Origin of the sequence: Nocardiopsis sp. FR4, from assembly GCF_009830945.1 — a bacterium.
Classification (GTDB): Bacteria; Actinomycetota; Actinomycetes; order Streptosporangiales; family Streptosporangiaceae; genus Nocardiopsis.
Map to the genome: position 1 here is coordinate 20,325 of NZ_ML776455.1, position 15,847 is coordinate 36,171.

Here is a 15,847-nt window from a genome sequence, read left to right on the forward strand (position 1 = left end):
CGTCAAGCTGGGGCTGTACCGGCGCCGGGCCCTCGCCAAGGACGCCGGGGTCTCCCCCGAGGGCACCGGGTCGCACCGGCTCGTGTTCGGCGGCGCCGCCGGGCCCTTCACCGACCCGGACGGCTTCGCCTGGGAGGCCGCGCCGGTGGCCGGTCAGCGACACCGCGGTGCGTGCTGCCCGGCCCGGCGAACCGGGAAACCGCCGCGAACACGCCCTCCCCGGAGGAGGGCCCGCCACGAACGGACCGGAGAGAGCATGACGGACGCACCCCCGCGCGGGCTCGCGGAGAGGCTGCGGGACACCCGCGCGAGGCTGGAGGGCGACATCGACCTCTGGCTGGCGTCGTCGGACTCCCCGGGCGGGGCCCCACCTGGTCCCGCTCTCCTACCTGTGGGACGGGACCGCGTTCCTCGTCTCCACGGCCCGCGCCTCGGTCACCGGCCGCAACCTGCTTGCGGACGGCCGGGTGCGGCTCAGCCTCGGGCCGACCCTCGACGTGGTCATGGTCGACGGCACCGCCGAACCGGTGGACGCCGCCGACCTGGGGCAGGAGACGGGCGACGCGTTCGCGGCCAGGACCGGCTTCGACCCGCGCGAGATCGACGAGCCCTACCAGTACTTCCTGATCAGGCCGCAGCGCGTCCAGGCCTGGCGGGAGGTCAACGAGATGCGGGAGCGCGACCTCATGCGCGACGGCCGTTGGCTCGGCTGACCGGCGCGCTCGCGGCGGCGACACCCGTGGCGAGGAACGGCACACGGAAGGTCGCGCAAAAGATACCGACCGGGCGGTATGCAAGACGGGGGTGTCCTCCCTAGACTGCTGTCCCCGGAAGACCGACGGCAAGGAGCACCGATGGCAGTCGAACCCTCAGGCGCCTATCTCGAACGACTGATGGACGAGGACCGGGGCGGTCCCGTCGTCATGCTCAACCTGCTGCGGTTCGCCCCGGGCGGCCGGGCCTCGTACGCCGAGTACTCGCGGCAGGCCAGGCACTTCCTCAAGAAGTACGGCGCCGAGCTCGTCTACGCCGGGGACGGGTCGACCCCGCTCGTCGCCGAGCAGGGGCAGGACTGGGACGCCGTGCTCCTCGTGCGCTATCCGAGCAGGGAGGTGTTCAGCCGGATGGTCACCGACCCCGAGTACCGGGCGATCACCCACCTGCGCACCGAGGCCCTGAGCGAGGCCGTACTCCAGCCCACGACCCCCTGGGAGTAGTCCCGTGGCCCGGGGTGGACGGGTGCTTCCCGTCCACCCCGGGACGGTCAGCCGGCGAAGGCGTGGGCCCGCAGGGCGGGCGGAACGGCGGCGGGGTCGACGCTGAGTTCGGCCCACACGTGGGTGCCCAGGTCCGCCCAGGGCGCGCAGCGGTGGTGGCCCCAGCGCGGACGGGTTCTCCACCATGAGCAGGCCGCGCTGGCCCCCTCCGCCCAGTCCCACTCGTCGGTGGTGCGCTGGTGGGGGATCCGCGGGACGCCGCCCCCGCCGCCGGAGTCGGTCAGCCCCGCGCGCAGGGTGGCGGGGCCGGGCAGGGACAGTGCCCGCAGCACCTCGCCTCCCGGCTTTCCGAAGTCGGTGTACTTGACGCAGTTCGCGAACAGCTCGCTGGCGACCAGGGTGAGCGTGTCGACCAGGTCGGGGTCGGAGCCGCGCAGGTTGCGGGCGAGGTCGGCGCGGACCCGGGCGAGCTGGGACAGGCGGCCGGGGTAGAGGCGGTGCTCCCAGCGGACGAGGGCGCTCATGCCGGAACCCCCCGCCGCTGGCGCTGCCCGAGCCAGGCGCGGGTGAGCGAGGCCAATTCGTCGCACTCACCGGGAGCGGAGGGCGCGGGGCGCGGGGCCCCGGACCGCGCCGAAGCGGGGCGCGGGGCCGGACGGGGTGTTCCCCTGGGGGTCCTCCCTCCACTGGAGGACGATGGCGGCGGCGCGTTCCTGGACCTGGGCGAAGGCGCGGCGTACCTCGTCGGGTTCGGCTTCGTGGCTGATCCGGGGCCGGGGCGGGCGGGGCGGCCGGGCTTCGGCGGCGCGCAGGTGTTCGTGGGCGGCGAGGTGGGGGCGCACCAGGGCGATCTCGTCCGCGTGGATCTGCTCGCCCGGGAATGCGAGGCGTGGTGCCGGAGCGGCGGGGCTCGCGGGAATCCGGTCGGTCTGCTCGGGAGGGGGAGGCGGGGGAGCGTAGCGGCGCACGCGCGAGGAGCGTCGACGGCGACCGCTGGTGGTGGAGTGGCGACCGTCGGGGGACGTGAGCAGAGCGGTGAAGGGGTTCAGGACACGCCTGAGAGGGGCAGCGCTAAACTGGCGCATGCTGGCAATTCCTTTGGTTCAAGGGTTGACGTTGCTGGCCAAGGCCCCGGGCGGTTTCAGCCGTCGCGGGGTCATTCGTTGGGTTGTGTGTTCGGAACAGAGAGTAGGGGATGGCGGAGATGGGGTGGAGCCATACTGGAAAGTAATGTGGGTTCGGGAAAGAAAAACGGCCACCTGGAATACCAGGTGGCCGTTGTTTTGTCCCGTTTTCAGAGGGTGGGGAGGATGACGCAGTTCAGGAACGAGGTCCAGGCTCCTGGTGTGTAGTCGATGTGTCCGAGTGCGCGGTTCTGGGTGTCGCGGACGAGTACGGCCTCGCCCTCGGCTACCTCGACGCAGCGGCCTTCGGCACCGCTGTAGCTGCTTGTATGCCGGTGAGGTTCACGCTTGCTCATCGAGTTCTTCCTTGACCTTCCTGCTCAGCTCCCGGCTCGCACGGGGCGACAGCGCTTCCGCCTGGAGAACGCCGAAAAGCATCGCGCGGTGTTGTATCTGCATCATGTCATCCATGAGCGCTTCGCCCTTCATGTGCTCGGCTGAGGCGACCATGGGCTTGTCGGGGAAGGTGTAGGCACAGAACGGACCGGAGCCCCCGGGATGGCATTCGGCGTCGGCGGGGACCACCGTGGCCTCCCGCTCCAACTGCCCCACCTCGGTGTACCAGGGCGGTAGTGAATCGGGAGTGTTCGCCGAGTTCCACGCCTGCTTCATCGCACCGGAGGAGCCGAACAACTCGTCCAGTTCCGAAGCCCGGTCCGAGGGCAGCCTGCGGCTCCCCCGCTCCCAGGCCGACACCGTGGACTGCACCACCCGCATCTCCTGTGCCACCTGAGCCTGCGCCATCCCGCTGTTCCTGCGACAGCTGCTGACTTCTGCCCCAGACGCCGCGGCCTGGGGCGGACCCTACGACTCATTACGACTCCCATTTCCGGGTTATCGCCAGCACGACCCATGCAAGTCCAGGGCACGACGCGATAGGGCGGGAAACGACGAAACGTGACCCTTCGGTGATAACCCTGGCGAGCTCGAATGGCTGACCCCATGGTGGTGCCACGGGCCACCCGTGCCGTGGCTTTCCGGGAAGGGATCACAAGGTGGGGTCATTGATGCGCATAAACCTCAATAAAATTCACAATAACGGCGTACCTGAGCCGCTTCCCGGACGGGTCGCCGATCCCGACACCCGGGCGCCGATCGTGCTGGGCCGGGCGCCGCACCAATGCCTCAACCACGCGCTGAAGCTCCCCGGGCGGCCCGAACAGGCGGCGGTGCTGCGCAGGAGCCTGGCGGCCGTACTCCCGGGCTACGCGACCGATCCCGGCCTGGCCCTGGCCAGCGAGCTGTTCAACAACGCCGTCGCGCACACGCGCAGCGGGGAGGAGGGCGGCGAGGTCATCGTCGCCGTGAACCGGCTGCCCGGCCGGGTGCGGGTCAAGGTCGTCGACCAGGGACCGCGCGCCCCGGAGGGCACCTCACCGCACCTGCACCCGCTCGAACCCGGGCGGGAGGGCGGGCTGGGCCTGCGCCTGGTGGCCGCCGAGGCGAGCCGCTGGGGCACCCACCACGACGGGGGCCGGACCACGGTGTGGTTCGAGGTGGAGCGCTCGGCGACGCGGGTGTGAGGGGGCGGTGGGCTGGACCTACTCGGACGACCTGGCGCACTACGAGGCCGCGCGGGAGCTCGGCAGGCGGTGCGGGCGTCTGTGGCTGGTGATGTGGAGTCCCCGATGCGCGCCTACGCGGCCTTCTACCTGGGGCCCGAGGCCGTGCCCTGGCAGGGCGCTCCGACACCGGAGCGGCTGGTGGACCGGCTGGGGGAGGTGGAGCGGGAGGTGGCCGGTGCCGGTGGCGGGTTCTGGAGCTGCCCGGTGGCCGGGTGCGGGTGGTCCTCGCGCAACCCGATGGGCCACCCGTGTCCGCATTCGGTCATGCCGCCCCCTTGCCCCTCCCCTCCGGGAGTGCTCCCATGTCATCACTCACAGTGATGAATCCAGGTCACATGGTGATCCGGTTCGGCCGCCACCGCCGCGGGGCGGGTACGCGACCACGAACGCCCACAGGCCGCTGGACGCCGGAGAGCGCTCACCCCCCTTACACCGAACGTTTCGCGCGCCTAATGTGGCGTGCGCTTGGCGGAAGTTTGACAGCGATGGACGCCGCGCCCACGAAGCACGGCGTCGCCAGCCCGGTCGCCCACAGCAGCGGGTGCCGGTCCTTTCTCCCTCTCCCCCCCCGACCGACCAGGAGACCAGGGAAACATGCGAACCTCCCCCGTCCTGTCCGCTCTCGGCGCGGGCACCCTCGCCTTCGGGCTCGCCATCGCGGCCGCTCCAGGAGCCCTCGCCGCCGACCCAGAGCGCACCACTCCAGCCGTCGACACCCCCGCGACCGCGGACAGCCTCCTGGCCGCCATGGAGCGCGATCTCGGCCTGTCCCCGCACGGGGCCGGGGAACTCCTGAAGGCACAGGAGGAGGCATTCGGCCTCGGCCGGGCCGCAGCCCGGGCCGCGGGCGACGCCTACGGCGGTTCCGTGTTCGACACCGACACCCAAGAGCTGACAGTGCTCGTCACCGACCCCGCCGCCGCGGCGGCCGTCGAGGCGGTCGGCGCCGTCCCCCGTGTCGTCGACCACGGCGCGGAGGGCCTCGACGCCGTCGTGGCGGAACTGAACGAGGCCGCGGAGGCCGCACCGTCCGACGCCACCGGCTGGTACACCGACGCCGAGTCCGACACCGTCGTCATCGAGGTCATGGAGGGAGGCGACGCCGACGCCCTCATCGACGCCGCCGGGATCGACGCCTCGGCGGTCACCGTCACCGAGGTCTCCGAAAGGCCCGAACTCCTCAACGAGATCGCCGGAGGCCTGCCCTACTACGCGTCGTCAGGCCGGCGCTGCTCGATGGGCTTCACCGCCTTCGACAGCTTCGACCGCGTCGGTTTCGTGACCGCGGGCCACTGCGGCACGGTGGGGACCACGGTGACGTTCGGCTCCGGTGGGACCGGCCGCTTCGACTACTCCTCCTCCGGTTCCGACGGCGCATTCGTGCGCGCCACGAGCATCGTGCGCGCCTACCCCGGTATCTACCGCCACTCCGAGGGCGACTACGTGGCCGTGCGCGGTTCGTCCGAGGCTCCGATCGGGGCGTCGGTGTGCCGCTCCGGCTTCACCACCGGCTGGCGCTGCGGCACGATCCAGGCCAAGAACCAGACGGTGCTCTATCCGCAGGGCATGGTCCGCGGGCTGACCCGGACCAACGTCTGCTCCGAGCCCGGCGACTCCGGCGGACCCTTCATCACCTCGGACCAGGCTCAGGGCGTCACCTCAGGCGGCTCCGGCAACTGTGCCTCCGGCGGGACGACCTTCTTCCAGCCCCTCAACCCGCTGCTGAGAGCCTGGAACCTGCGTCTGGCGACGGTCTGACGCCCTCCGGAGCGACCTCAACCAGGCGGCCCCGGTCCCAGGCCCGGGCCGCCGCGCAAGCCCCTCCCCGCGGGACCCCCGTGGTCCGTCACCCGCCTCAGCGGCTTACTCCATGGCCCGGCCCTCGGCCTCCTCCCGGAGCTTCTCGCGCAGCCAGTCGGGGACGTACTCCTCGTCGCGGGGGAAGTACGTGAGGTCGTTGGTGAAGCCGAAGGCGGTGGGGAAGGTGATACCGGGGTCCTCGTCGTAGTTGTAGGTGACATTGAACTGCCCGGGCGGGGTGATGACGTACTCGAAGGAGAACCAGGTGCCCTTGCCCTCCTGGTACATCCCCGCCCTCAGGTCGTCCTCGATGAGGCCGGTCCCTGACGGCGGGGACTCCCTCCGTGTGGTGCCGTCCTCGAACTCCGCGATGAGCTCGCTGGTTCCGTGCTCGATGACGGTCCGCACCCTGTAGGTCAGCCGCCTCCACCCCTCAGGAGCCTCGTCGAGGATCTGGGTGCCGATCCGGACGAGGATCCGCTGTTGCTCCTCGGGGCTCATCTTGCCTTTCTCGGCGTAGGCATGGGGGCTGAGCATGGCACTCCAGATTCCGTGGTCCTTGCTTGCGCGCGAGAGTGGCAGCGAGGTCCGTCAGAAGGCCTGTCCTTCCACGGGTGGTCCGGCCGCACGCCTGTCGGATACGGCCCGCGTCCGGAGCACGAAGGGAACGGCAGCGGCCGGTGGTTCCGACCGCTGCCGTTCGCCGTGTGGTGAGTCCTCGGGAGGTCCTACGGGTTTCAGACGGGGAACTCGCCGTACCAGGACCTCTTCACGAGGTGCTTGGGCAGGTACTCCGACTCCACGTCCAGGGAGAAGCCCGGAGTGCGTTCGGCCTTGTCGTAGGCCAGGCAGGCGAAGGCCAGCAGAGCCAGCGGAACGATGCCGCTCACCCTGTTCTGGTCCTCCTGGCTGGTGTGGTAGCGCTTGTAGCACTCCAGGGCGTAGACGAGGGCCTCGTTGAACTTGGCCGAGTCCCCCAACAGGAGCTGGCGGAAGACCTCCATCTTCGGGAACACCAGCAGGTCCAGGGCCCCTCCTCCGAAGGCGCCCCCGCGGGGATCGGACAGCTCCATGGCCCGGCGCAGCTCGGAGGCAAGGTCGTCGGTGCCGTTGACGAAGGCCTGGAGGGCGGCGACCCAGTGGTACAGGTAGTCGTTGTACTCCACCTGGGCGTTCCGGGCCGCCTCACGCATACGCTCCACGGGTACCCGGCACAGGGCCTGGGCCCGTTCGTTGTCCCGGCAGACGGCGGCGAGGAAGAACGCTTTTTCCCAGGTAGCGGGGTCAGCGCAGTTCAGCATGCCTGGCGAGGTGAGCTTGCGGAACTCATGGCCGATCCGGTACTCGACCTCGGTGCCCTGCTCGACCTCGGAGAGGGCGAAGACCGCGTTGTGGAACTGCATGGCGATCGTCCATGCCTCCCAGGTCTCCACCTTCGCGGCCTCAGGGTCCAGCAGTAGAGCCATCTCCGCGGCCCCGTAGACGGGTGAGAGGTCCAGGTCCATGTTCGAGCAGTCCTGCTCCAGTCCTTGGACCAGTTCGTCGCGGTACTGGTTCTCGGAATCGAGGAAATCCTGGTCGACCCCGTGGTCTATCGCGGCTCGGGAGACATGGATGGTCATGAAGCTGCCTTTTCTGACAGGTCGAAGATGCGGTGGTCGTAGCCGTTGGCGGTGGACTCCCCGGTCCACTCCCTGCTGCCGTCCTCGTGTTTCTTGTAGTTGTCGACGGGGTTGCCTTTGAAGACCGAGTAGACCACCCGGCCCTGCTTGAGCTTTGCCCGGATCTTTCGGGCGAGAGCGCGTTCCTCGGTGTTCCCGGGCTTCCTGCCACGCTCCTCCATCGCCTTGAGGATGTCCTCCAGGTAGGCGCGCGTCCCCTGGCTGACCCTGCGGGGTTCACCGCCGTCCGGCTTGACGGTGCGCTCACCGAGCTCGGTCTTGGTGCTGCTCTTGGCCTCGACGATGACGATATCGCCATCCTCGGTCCGGTAGATCTGGTCGAACTGGTCGTTGCCGTTCTTCGGAGCGAACGGTGAGGGCTTGATCTCGGTGGCGCCCTCCAGGTTCGGTGCCAGCTCCTCCAACCTGGGCTTGCCGTCCTCGTAGACCGTCTTGCCGTTCTCGTCGACCACGTGCTTCATGACCGGGTTGCCGTCATTGTCCCGGATGACGCTGCCGTCGAACTCGAACCGGGCGGCGATCCTGGCCGTGTCCTCGCCGAAGTCCTCGCTGATCCCGGTGGAGTAGGTCTGGGCCGCCTTGTAGGTCTTCCTGGCCTCCTCGACCTCGGGGTGGTTGTCCCCGTTCTCCTTGTACTCGCCGTACTTCCTCTCCATCTCCTTGAAGTCGTCCCAGGCGGACCGGGCGGCGTCGATGGCCACACGCCGGTCGTGCGCCAAATTGTCCAGCCCGCCCAGCTCCTCCCGGAGCCTCTCGCGCCGCTCGATCTCCAGCCGCTGCTCCGGCGTGAGGTCGCCCCTCCGCTCCGGCATGAAGCCGGGGTCGTCCAGCCGCAGCTCGGTCTTCTCCCCCAGGTACCGGGGCTGCTCGGCGGGCTCCAACGGGACCCAGTCGCCGTTGTCGGCACGGCTGATCTGCGGCAGCTCCCACTCGTCGGGGCCGATCACCGTGTCAGCGCGCTTCCGGTGGCCGTTGTTCTCCTTGTAGTACTCCTTGTAGAAGTCGTTGTACTCTCGGCCGTCCTGGTCCTCGTTGATCAGCCGCCGCACGTCGTCGCGGAACGCCTGCTGGTTGGCGGGGTTGTCCTTGTCCCCCCAGGTGTGGTTCTTGAACTCCTCCAGGTTGGTCGGGCTCGCCGGACGCCCGCCCCCGGTGCCGCCCGCGCTGCCCCGATCGCCGCTCCGGCCGTCGGCCCCCGCGCCGGCGTCGCCGTCGAACAGGGGGGAGCCCGGCCCGCCCGGTCGGCCGCCGCCCTCGCCACCCGAGCCGGTGGTTCCGCCGTCGCCGGAGGAGGACTCGCTCGGGACGTGCCCGTCGCCGCGCGAGTCGCCGGTGCCGTCCAGGGGGCCGCTCCCGCTGCCGCCGTCGCTGTTCATGACGGGGGAGCCGCGGTCCTCCATCCGCACGTCGCGGGAGTCGAACTGGTCGCCCACGACGTCCTCGAACCGGCTGTCCAGGTCGCTGTCGAGAACGCCGCGGTCCCCGACGACCTGGTCGGTGCGGCCGCGCGGGGCCTCGGCCTCTGCGGTGAGCGTGTCGCCGTCCCCGGTGGGGACCCGGGCGTACTCGGGCTCCAGGCCGTCGGGCCGGTCGGCCTCGATGCCGTTGCCCTCCCAGGAGCCCTGCGCGCCGTTCGGGTCGGTCTTGGCCCGGCGGTCGGTCTCCTCGATCTCGTCCTGGTGCCGCTGGGTGACCTCGCGGTCGAAGGCGGCGTTGTCCGGGTTCTCGACGATCTCCAGGAACCGGTCGGCGTCGGACAGGTTCTGGGCGGTGGGGTCCACCCGCGGGCGGTCGTCGGAGTCCCCGCCGGTGACCCGGCGGGCGTCGGTCGCGGCGGGGGAGCCGTTGGTGTCGGCGGCGTTCTGCTCGTTCATCCGTTCCAGCAGCGTCCGCATCTCGTCGAGCTGCGCGGGACTGTAGGAGCCGTCCGTGAGACGGTTCAGGTCGATGCCCAGGTCCGCGAGCGAGCCGCCGCCGAAGCGCGGCAGGTTGGGCAGGTTGATCTGGCTCAGGTCCGGCAGGTTGACGTCCGGGGTGCTGGACCCGCCGCCCATCCGGTTGAGCATCGCCGAACCGCGCCAGGCCATCAGCGGCACGCCGACCACGGCGCCCACGCCGGTGGCGGTCAGCAGGGCGCCGCCCACGGTGGCGCCGATGTTGAGCAGGGCGGTGCCGATCACGTAGCCGGGCCGGTCGCCCCACTCCTCCCAGGGCACCACCGCGTGCGCGGCGTCCTTCCAGGCCGATCCGACGCTGTCCCAGCCCGCCCAGCCCCAGCTCTCGTTCTCGGAGTCGTACATGCCCACGAGTGAGGCCAGGGACTGGAGGTTGCCCTCGTGGTACTCCCACATGGCGTCGCCCCAGGACATCTGGAACCAGCCCTCGGAGCTGTACATGCCGGTGATCCCGCCGACGTCCTCGGCGATGCCCACGGTGAAGTCCTTGACCGCCGAGCCCGCGTCGACCCACCAGCCGTGGTCGGTCTCGATGGAGCCGCCCCAGGCCATGTCCACGTCGCCCAGGTAGCCGTCGTACCCGTGCTCGTACACGCCCCGCGAACTGGCGCCGTCGCCGTCACCGGAGACGAACCGGGTGCGGCCCGGGATGTCGGCGTTGATCGCGTTGGCGCACTCGATCTCGGCCAGCTCGTACTCGCGGCGCAGCGCGTCCGCGCGGTCCAGCAGGGCCTGGTGCTCCTCGACCTTCGGGCTCTCGTTGCCCCAGAAGCGGTCCCAGGCGTTGTCCGCCTTGCGCCAGTCGTCGTTGCTGGTGTCGATGGAGTTGAGGAAGGCGTAGGAGTCGCTCTTGAGCGTGGTCCACTTGGCCTTGATGTCCCGGACCGCCTCGGCGAAGTTCTCCAGGGCGGTGGCCGCCTTGCCGAAGGAGGTCTCCACGCTCTGACCGTCGGTGGCCACCGGGTCGACGACGGAGTAGAGGGTGTCGGCCTCGGGGGCGGAGTAGCAGCTGGTGAGCCCGGCCCAGGCGCTCTTGATGTCGCTGCCGAGCCCGGCCACCGTCTCGCCCTCGCGTCGCAGGTCGCGGGCCTGCCGCTCCAGGGTCGCGGGGCTCGCCGTGGGGATCGGGAAGTTCGCGGGGTTGATCAGGCCGCCCGTGGGCGTGCACATCTCGGTCACGGGGGTGTCTCCATCTGAGGGAACCGGCGGGTGGGGGCGGAGGGACCTCCGGGGTCGGGGGAGGGAAGGGGCCTACACGGGCCCTACATGGGCGCGTGGGGCCCGTACGGCCGGGGCTCGGGCTCGGGGATGACGCCCGCGTTCTCCTGCGCCTCGGCCGCCATCTCCAGGTTGCCGTTGACATAGGCGGTCGTGGCCTCGCTGGCACCGGTGACGGCGCTGACGGTCAGCCCGGCCATGTCGCCCATGAGGCCGAAGTTGTGCGTGGCGAACTCGCCCAGCGCCATGCTGACGGGGGCGCTGTTCGCCTCCTCGCTGATCGCGGTGAGCAGGGATTCGGTCGAGGTCATGGCGCCGACGAGCCCGTCGGAGCCGCCTTCCTCACCGATGTACCCGGCGACGTTGGTCAGCACGGCGCCGACCTCGCCGGGCTGGATGTTCCACTTGGACACGCGGGGCTCTCCTCTCGGGGGTCAGGGGGCGCCGGGCCGGGAGAAGGCTCCGGCGCGGAAGCTCGTGGGCGGCGGGGGCGCGGCCGGGGCCTCGTCGAGTTCCCGGCGCTGGGCGATCTGGATGTGCTCGTTCAACCGGTTGAGGGAGGCGCCGAGGGTGGCGAGGTCGTCCCGGAGGCGGGCGCGCGTCCGCGCGGAGGCGCGGGCCAGCCCCGGGTCCACGCCGCGGGGGAGCGGCTCGGCCTCCTCGGTCCCCCGCCCGTCGTCGACGATGGCCTGTTCCTCGTCCGGATCCACCAGCTCGAACTTCACACGGTCCCCCTTCCGGAACGCACCCTCGAACCATGGGACGCCCGATCCCCCGGCGGGGTTCGGCCTTCACCGTTGTGACCGACCCATTTTGCCTCGCGCACGCGGCTTTTCCCAGCCGTATGGCCGCGAACGGCCTGCGGCCGGGTACGGGCGCGCGGAGCGCCCCCTTAGTCTTGTGCCATGACCCGCGCCAAGCTCGACAAGAAGCCCCAGGACGTCGCGGCGATGTTCGACGGCATCGCCGACAACTACGACCTCGTCAACGACGTCATCTCACTGGGCCAGGACCGCCTGTGGCGCAAGGCCGTGGTCAACGCGGTCGAGGCCTACAGCGGCGAACTCGTCCTGGACCTGGCCGCGGGCACCGGAACCTCCTCGGAGTCCTTCGTGAGGAAGGGCGCCCGCGTGGTGGCCTGCGACTTCTCCCTCGGGATGCTGCGCGCCGGGGTGCGCAGGCGCGGCGGCGCCAACCGGGGCGGGGTGACCTTCGTGGCGGGTGACGCCCTGCACCTGCCCTTCGCGGACGAGACCTTCGACGCGGTCACCATCTCCTTCGGCCTGCGCAACGTGCACGACATGGACCGGGCGCTGCGCGAGCTGCGCCGGGTGACCAAGGTCGGCGGACGCCTGGTCATCTGCGAGTTCAGCCACATCCCGGTGGAGTTCGTCGACCGGCTCTACGCCACCTACCTCATGGGCGCCCTCCCGAAGATCGCGGGCGCCTTCTCCGGGCGCGGCGAGTCCTACGACTACCTGTCGGAGTCGATCCTGGCCTGGCCCCGCCAGCCCGAGCTGGCCCGGCACCTGCAGGACGCGGGCTGGTCGCGGGTGGCCTGGCGCAACCTGTCCGCCGGAATCGTCGCCCTGCACCGCGGTTTCCGGGACGCCTAGCGCATAGCGGATAAGAACCGCGTAACCCGAGGGGGATCCGCCCCCTCGGGTTTTTTGTGTTGCTTGTGAGGCGGATGGGGTGTCGGTAAGAACCCTGAACTGGCCCTTTGGGGGAAGTGGCTGGTTTCGGGGTCGAGTGGCGCCCTCTGCGGCCCTCCATCCCCTTCGGTGTGGGGCCGTCTGGATACCCCCCTGGGACTCGCCACGCGGTACGGGAGGGTCTAGACTGCGGAAAAGTGCTTGTGAAGTGCTTCACAAGACTACGAGGTACAAGACACATAACCCTATGTCGGACATAACGGACGCCTAGCGGCATCCATCTCCCCCCGTGCGCGGGTCGAACCCCGCAGACAGGCCCGCCACGGTGCACCCGCGCGAGCAGTCGAGGACCCACCCGTGAGCGAGACAGCCACCTCCTCTCCCCGAGGCCGGGAGCGGACCGAGTACGACGCCGACGTCATCGTGGTCGGCGCCGGTCCCTCCGGTTCCACCACCGCCTACTACCTCGCCCAGGCCGGACTGGACGTCCTGCTGCTGGAGAAGACCTCCTTCCCCCGGGAGAAGGTCTGCGGCGACGGACTCACCCCCAGGGCGGTGAAACAGCTCACGGCGATGGGCGTCACCTTCGAGGACCAGGGCTGGATCAGGAACCACGGCCTGCGCATCGTCGGCGCGGGCGTGCGCCTGGAACTGCCCTGGCCCGACCTGGCCGCCTACCCCGGTTTCGGCCTCGTGCGCACCCGCTACGACTTCGACCAGATCCTGGTCAACCGGGCGGTCGCCGCCGGGGCCAAGCTCCTGGAGCGCACCAACGTCACCGGCCCGGTCCTGGACGAGCGCAGCAACCGCATCGTCGGGGTCCACGCGAGGGACGCCGACCGCGAACCCGTCACCTTCCGGGCGCCGCTGGTCGTGGCCGCCGACGGCAACTCCTCGCGGCTGTCCGTGGCCATGGGCATCCGCAAGCGCGACGACCGCCCCATGGGCGTGGCCGTGCGCACCTACTTCGAGAGCCCCCGGCACGAGGACGACTACCTGGAGTCCTGGCTGGAGCTGTGGGACCGCAGCGGCGACAGGGAGGTCCTCCTGCCCGGCTACGGCTGGGTCTTCGGCGTCGGCGACGGCACCAGCAACGTGGGCCTGGGCATCCTCAACTCCACCGCCTCCTTCCAGGACGTGGACTACCGCAAGCTCCTGCGCCGCTGGACCGAGTCCATGCCGAAGGAGTGGGGCTTCACCGAGGAGAACCAGAGGGGCGCCATCCGCGGCGCCGCCCTGCCCATGGGCTTCAACCGGGTGCCGCACTACTCCCGCGGCCTCATGCTCGTCGGCGACGCGGGCGGCATGGTCAACCCCTTCAACGGCGAGGGCATCGCCTACGCCATGGAGGCGGGCAACATCGCCGCCGACGTCATCGTCCAGGCGCACGGCAGACCCACCCAGCAGACCCGCGAGCGGACCCTGCTGAGCTACCCCGACGTGCTCGCCCAGACCTACGGCGGCTACTACACGCTCGGACGCTACTTCGTGAAGGCCATCGGCCAGCCCGAGTTCATGAAGTACGCCACCAGGTACGGCCTGCGCCAGCGCACCCTCATGAAGTTCGCGCTGAAGATGCTGGCCAACCTCACCGAGCCCACCCGGGGGGACGCGATGGACCGGGTCATCAACGGCCTGTCCCGCATCGCACCCGCGGCCTAGAACGCGCCCCGCACCCCGGCGGGCGAGGCCGGGGCGCCGGGGCACCGCCGGGTCCCCGCGCCCGGCCCCAGACAGGAGACACGGGACGAGCCAGAGATGAGCCCGCACAAGTGAAAGCAATCACAAGCGCTCCCGGCACGCCGCGCGGGCGTGCCGACCAGCCAGGAGGAGGGTGACCGTGGAGCTGTACACACCGATCTTCGTGCTCGGCGGCATCGGCGCCGCGTTCGTCGTGGTCTCGATGCTCGCCGGCGCCCTCCTGGGCCCCAAGCGCTACAACCGCGCCAAGATGCAGGCCTACGAGTGCGGCATCGAGCCCACGCCGCAGCCCGCGGGCGGCGGCCGATTCACCGTCAAGTACTACATGACGGCCATGATGTTCATCATCTTCGACATCGAGATCATCTTCCTCATCCCCTGGGCCGTGCACTTCGACGCCCTGGGCTGGTTCGGACTGGTCGCGATCGTCCTCTTCCTGGTGAACGTCTCCATCGCCTACGCCTACGAGTGGCGCCGCGGAGGCCTCGAATGGGACTGACCCGCGCCCTCACCCCGACCCCGCAGCCCAGCCCGGAGGAGGTCCGCGACTGATGGGACTCGAAGAGAAACTGCCCAGCGGCATCCTGCTCACCACCGTCGAGCAGGTCGTGGGCATGGCCCGCAAGAGCTCCATGTGGCCCGCCACGTTCGGCCTGGCCTGCTGCGCCATCGAGATGATGTCGGTCGGCGGCCCGCACTACGACCTGGCCCGGTTCGGCATGGAGAAGTTCGGCGCCACCCCCCGCCAGGCCGACCTGATGATCGTGGCCGGACGCGTCAGCCAGAAGATGGCCCCCGTCCTGCGCCAGATCTACGACCAGATGCCCGAGCCCAAGTGGGTCATCGCCATGGGCGTGTGCGCCTCCAGCGGCGGCATGTTCAACAACTACGCCATCGTCCAGGGCGTGGACCACATCGTCCCGGTCGACATGTACCTGCCCGGCTGCCCGCCGCGGCCGGAGATGCTCCTGGACGCCGTGCTCAAGCTGCACGACAAGGTGCAGAACACCAAGCTCGGCGCCCACCGCGAGCAGGAGATCACCGAGACCGAGGAGCGCATGCTCCGCCGTTCGCTGCCCCTGGTGAGCAAGGACTGACATGAGCACCGACGACGAACGCGCACGCGACGAGGAAGCCGCGAACCTGCCCGACAAGCTCGGCCGCGAACGCCTGGCCGCGCCGATCCGGCGGACCGGGATGTTCGGGACCCGGACCACCGGGGACACCTCCGGCTTCGGCGGACTGAGGGTGCGGGGGAGCGCTCCCGTGGCCAGCTCGCGCCCCTTCACCGACCCCGACGACCCGCGCACCGCCGACTTCGACCGGGTGGCCGACGCCCTGGAGGCCGCCCTCGGCGACGACGCCGGAGCGGTCGAGCGGGTGGAGGTGGCCCACGGCGAACTCACCTTCCACGTGCGCCGCGAGGCCCTGGTCGAGCTGGCGCGCGTGCTGCGCGACGACCCGGCCCTGCGCTACGAGCTGTGCACGGGCGTGGCGGGGGTGCACTTCCCCGACGACGCCGGGCGGGAGCTGCACGCGGTCTACCACTTCCGCTCCATCGCCCACAACAGCCAGATCCGGGTGTCCACCACCTGTCCCGACGCCGACCCGCACGTGCCCTCGATCGTCTCGGTCTACCCGACCAACGACTGGCACGAGCGCGAGGCCTGGGACTTCTTCGGGATCGTCTTCGACGGCCACCCCGCGCTCACCCGGATCCAGATGCCCGACGACTGGCACGGCCACCCCCAGCGCAAGGACTACCCGCTGGGCGGCATCCCGGTCGAGTACCGGGGCGCCACCGTGCCCCCGCCGGACGAGCGGAGGTCCTACACGTGACCCGCCAGACCACCCCATCCGACTCCGCCAC

Annotated in this window: 18 protein-coding genes and 1 pseudogene; 9 read left to right on the top strand and 10 right to left on the bottom strand. The window is 70.4% G+C overall.

The features are described 5' to 3' along the window. Positions 1–389 precede the first annotated feature (389 nt). Complete coding sequence (locus tag FYW95_RS02320) at positions 390–713, top strand: pyridoxamine 5'-phosphate oxidase family protein (RefSeq protein ID WP_370462361.1); 324 nt, start codon at positions 390–392, stop codon at positions 711–713. A gap of 141 nt (positions 714–854) precedes the next feature. Beyond that, positions 855–1,217, top strand: coding sequence for a DUF1330 domain-containing protein (locus tag FYW95_RS02325; RefSeq protein WP_159941368.1), 363 nt, complete (start codon positions 855–857; stop codon positions 1,215–1,217). Between the two features lie 47 nt (positions 1,218–1,264). On the opposite strand, the pseudogene FYW95_RS02330 reads toward FYW95_RS02325, so the two are convergent. From FYW95_RS02330 to FYW95_RS02345, 4 genes and pseudogenes are all read right to left on the bottom strand, one after another. Next, positions 1,265–1,741, bottom strand: a pseudogene (locus FYW95_RS02330) (ATP-binding protein). A 66-nt stretch (positions 1,742–1,807) separates the two neighbouring features. After that, positions 1,808–2,302 (bottom strand): hypothetical protein, encoded by a 495-nt coding sequence (locus FYW95_RS02335; protein ID WP_236567651.1) that lies wholly within the window; start codon positions 2,300–2,302, stop codon positions 1,808–1,810. Between the two features lie 209 nt (positions 2,303–2,511). Then, positions 2,512–2,697, bottom strand: coding sequence for a DUF397 domain-containing protein (locus tag FYW95_RS02340; protein ID WP_159941370.1), 186 nt, complete (start codon positions 2,695–2,697; stop codon positions 2,512–2,514). After that, a complete protein-coding gene (locus FYW95_RS02345) occupies positions 2,684–3,145 on the bottom strand; it encodes a Scr1 family TA system antitoxin-like transcriptional regulator (protein WP_159941371.1) in 462 nt (153 codons plus the stop codon). The genes FYW95_RS02340 and FYW95_RS02345 overlap by 14 nt, the downstream gene beginning before the upstream one ends. Before the next feature lie 263 nt (positions 3,146–3,408). Between FYW95_RS02345 and FYW95_RS02350 the strand changes: the two genes are divergently transcribed. After that, entirely contained in the window at positions 3,409–3,924 is a 516-nt protein-coding gene (locus FYW95_RS02350) for an ATP-binding protein (protein WP_160049919.1), read from the top strand. 125 nt (positions 3,925–4,049) lie between these two features. On the opposite strand, the gene FYW95_RS02355 is transcribed toward FYW95_RS02350, so the two are convergent. Further along, positions 4,050–4,232: a hypothetical protein gene (locus FYW95_RS02355; RefSeq protein WP_159941372.1), complete on the bottom strand. Its 183-nt coding sequence runs from the start codon at positions 4,230–4,232 to the stop codon at positions 4,050–4,052. A gap of 328 nt (positions 4,233–4,560) precedes the next feature. On the opposite strand from FYW95_RS02355, the gene FYW95_RS02360 reads away from it, so the two are divergent. Further along, positions 4,561–5,724 carry a S1 family peptidase gene (locus tag FYW95_RS02360; RefSeq protein WP_160049920.1) on the top strand — a complete coding sequence of 388 codons (1,164 nt, stop codon included), beginning with the start codon at positions 4,561–4,563 and terminating at the stop codon, positions 5,722–5,724. Between the two features lie 105 nt (positions 5,725–5,829). On the opposite strand, the gene FYW95_RS02365 is transcribed toward FYW95_RS02360, so the two are convergent. From FYW95_RS02365 to FYW95_RS02385, 5 genes are all read right to left on the bottom strand, one after another. Continuing rightward, positions 5,830–6,303 (bottom strand): hypothetical protein, encoded by a 474-nt coding sequence (locus FYW95_RS02365; RefSeq protein WP_159941374.1) that lies wholly within the window; start codon positions 6,301–6,303, stop codon positions 5,830–5,832. Positions 6,304–6,503: 200 nt separating this feature from the next. Beyond that, positions 6,504–7,388, bottom strand: coding sequence for an immunity 49 family protein (locus tag FYW95_RS02370; RefSeq protein WP_160049921.1), 885 nt, complete (start codon positions 7,386–7,388; stop codon positions 6,504–6,506). Next, positions 7,385–10,573 (bottom strand): hypothetical protein, encoded by a 3,189-nt coding sequence (locus FYW95_RS02375; RefSeq protein WP_236572042.1) that lies wholly within the window; start codon positions 10,571–10,573, stop codon positions 7,385–7,387. Before FYW95_RS02375 ends, FYW95_RS02370 begins: the two co-directional genes overlap by 4 nt. A gap of 92 nt (positions 10,574–10,665) precedes the next feature. Then, positions 10,666–11,034, bottom strand: a complete 369-nt coding sequence (locus FYW95_RS02380) for a DUF6507 family protein (RefSeq protein WP_159941377.1) — start codon at positions 11,032–11,034, stop codon at positions 10,666–10,668. Positions 11,035–11,055: 21 nt separating this feature from the next. Beyond that, positions 11,056–11,346, bottom strand: a complete 291-nt coding sequence (locus FYW95_RS02385) for a hypothetical protein (RefSeq protein WP_159941378.1) — start codon at positions 11,344–11,346, stop codon at positions 11,056–11,058. A gap of 180 nt (positions 11,347–11,526) precedes the next feature. Here FYW95_RS02385 and FYW95_RS02390 point away from each other — a divergent pair, with 180 nt between their 5' ends. The 5 genes from FYW95_RS02390 (at position 11,527) to FYW95_RS02410 (ending at position 15,816) form a co-directional block, all read left to right on the top strand. After that, positions 11,527–12,237: a demethylmenaquinone methyltransferase gene (locus FYW95_RS02390; protein ID WP_159941379.1), complete on the top strand. Its 711-nt coding sequence runs from the start codon at positions 11,527–11,529 to the stop codon at positions 12,235–12,237. A 396-nt stretch (positions 12,238–12,633) separates the two neighbouring features. Beyond that, positions 12,634–13,938, top strand: coding sequence for a geranylgeranyl reductase family protein (locus FYW95_RS02395; RefSeq protein ID WP_159941380.1), 1,305 nt, complete (start codon positions 12,634–12,636; stop codon positions 13,936–13,938). A 178-nt stretch (positions 13,939–14,116) separates the two neighbouring features. After that, positions 14,117–14,476 carry an NADH-quinone oxidoreductase subunit A gene (locus FYW95_RS02400; protein ID WP_159941381.1) on the top strand — a complete coding sequence of 120 codons (360 nt, stop codon included), beginning with the start codon at positions 14,117–14,119 and terminating at the stop codon, positions 14,474–14,476. Positions 14,477–14,528: 52 nt separating this feature from the next. Next, positions 14,529–15,074: a NuoB/complex I 20 kDa subunit family protein gene (locus tag FYW95_RS02405; protein WP_159941382.1), complete on the top strand. Its 546-nt coding sequence runs from the start codon at positions 14,529–14,531 to the stop codon at positions 15,072–15,074. A gap of 1 nt (position 15,075) precedes the next feature. After that, the gene (locus FYW95_RS02410) at positions 15,076–15,816 is read left to right on the top strand and encodes an NADH-quinone oxidoreductase subunit C (RefSeq protein WP_159941383.1); all 741 of its coding nucleotides are present in this window, start codon (positions 15,076–15,078) and stop codon (positions 15,814–15,816) included. The last annotated feature ends 31 nt before the right edge of the window (positions 15,817–15,847 follow it).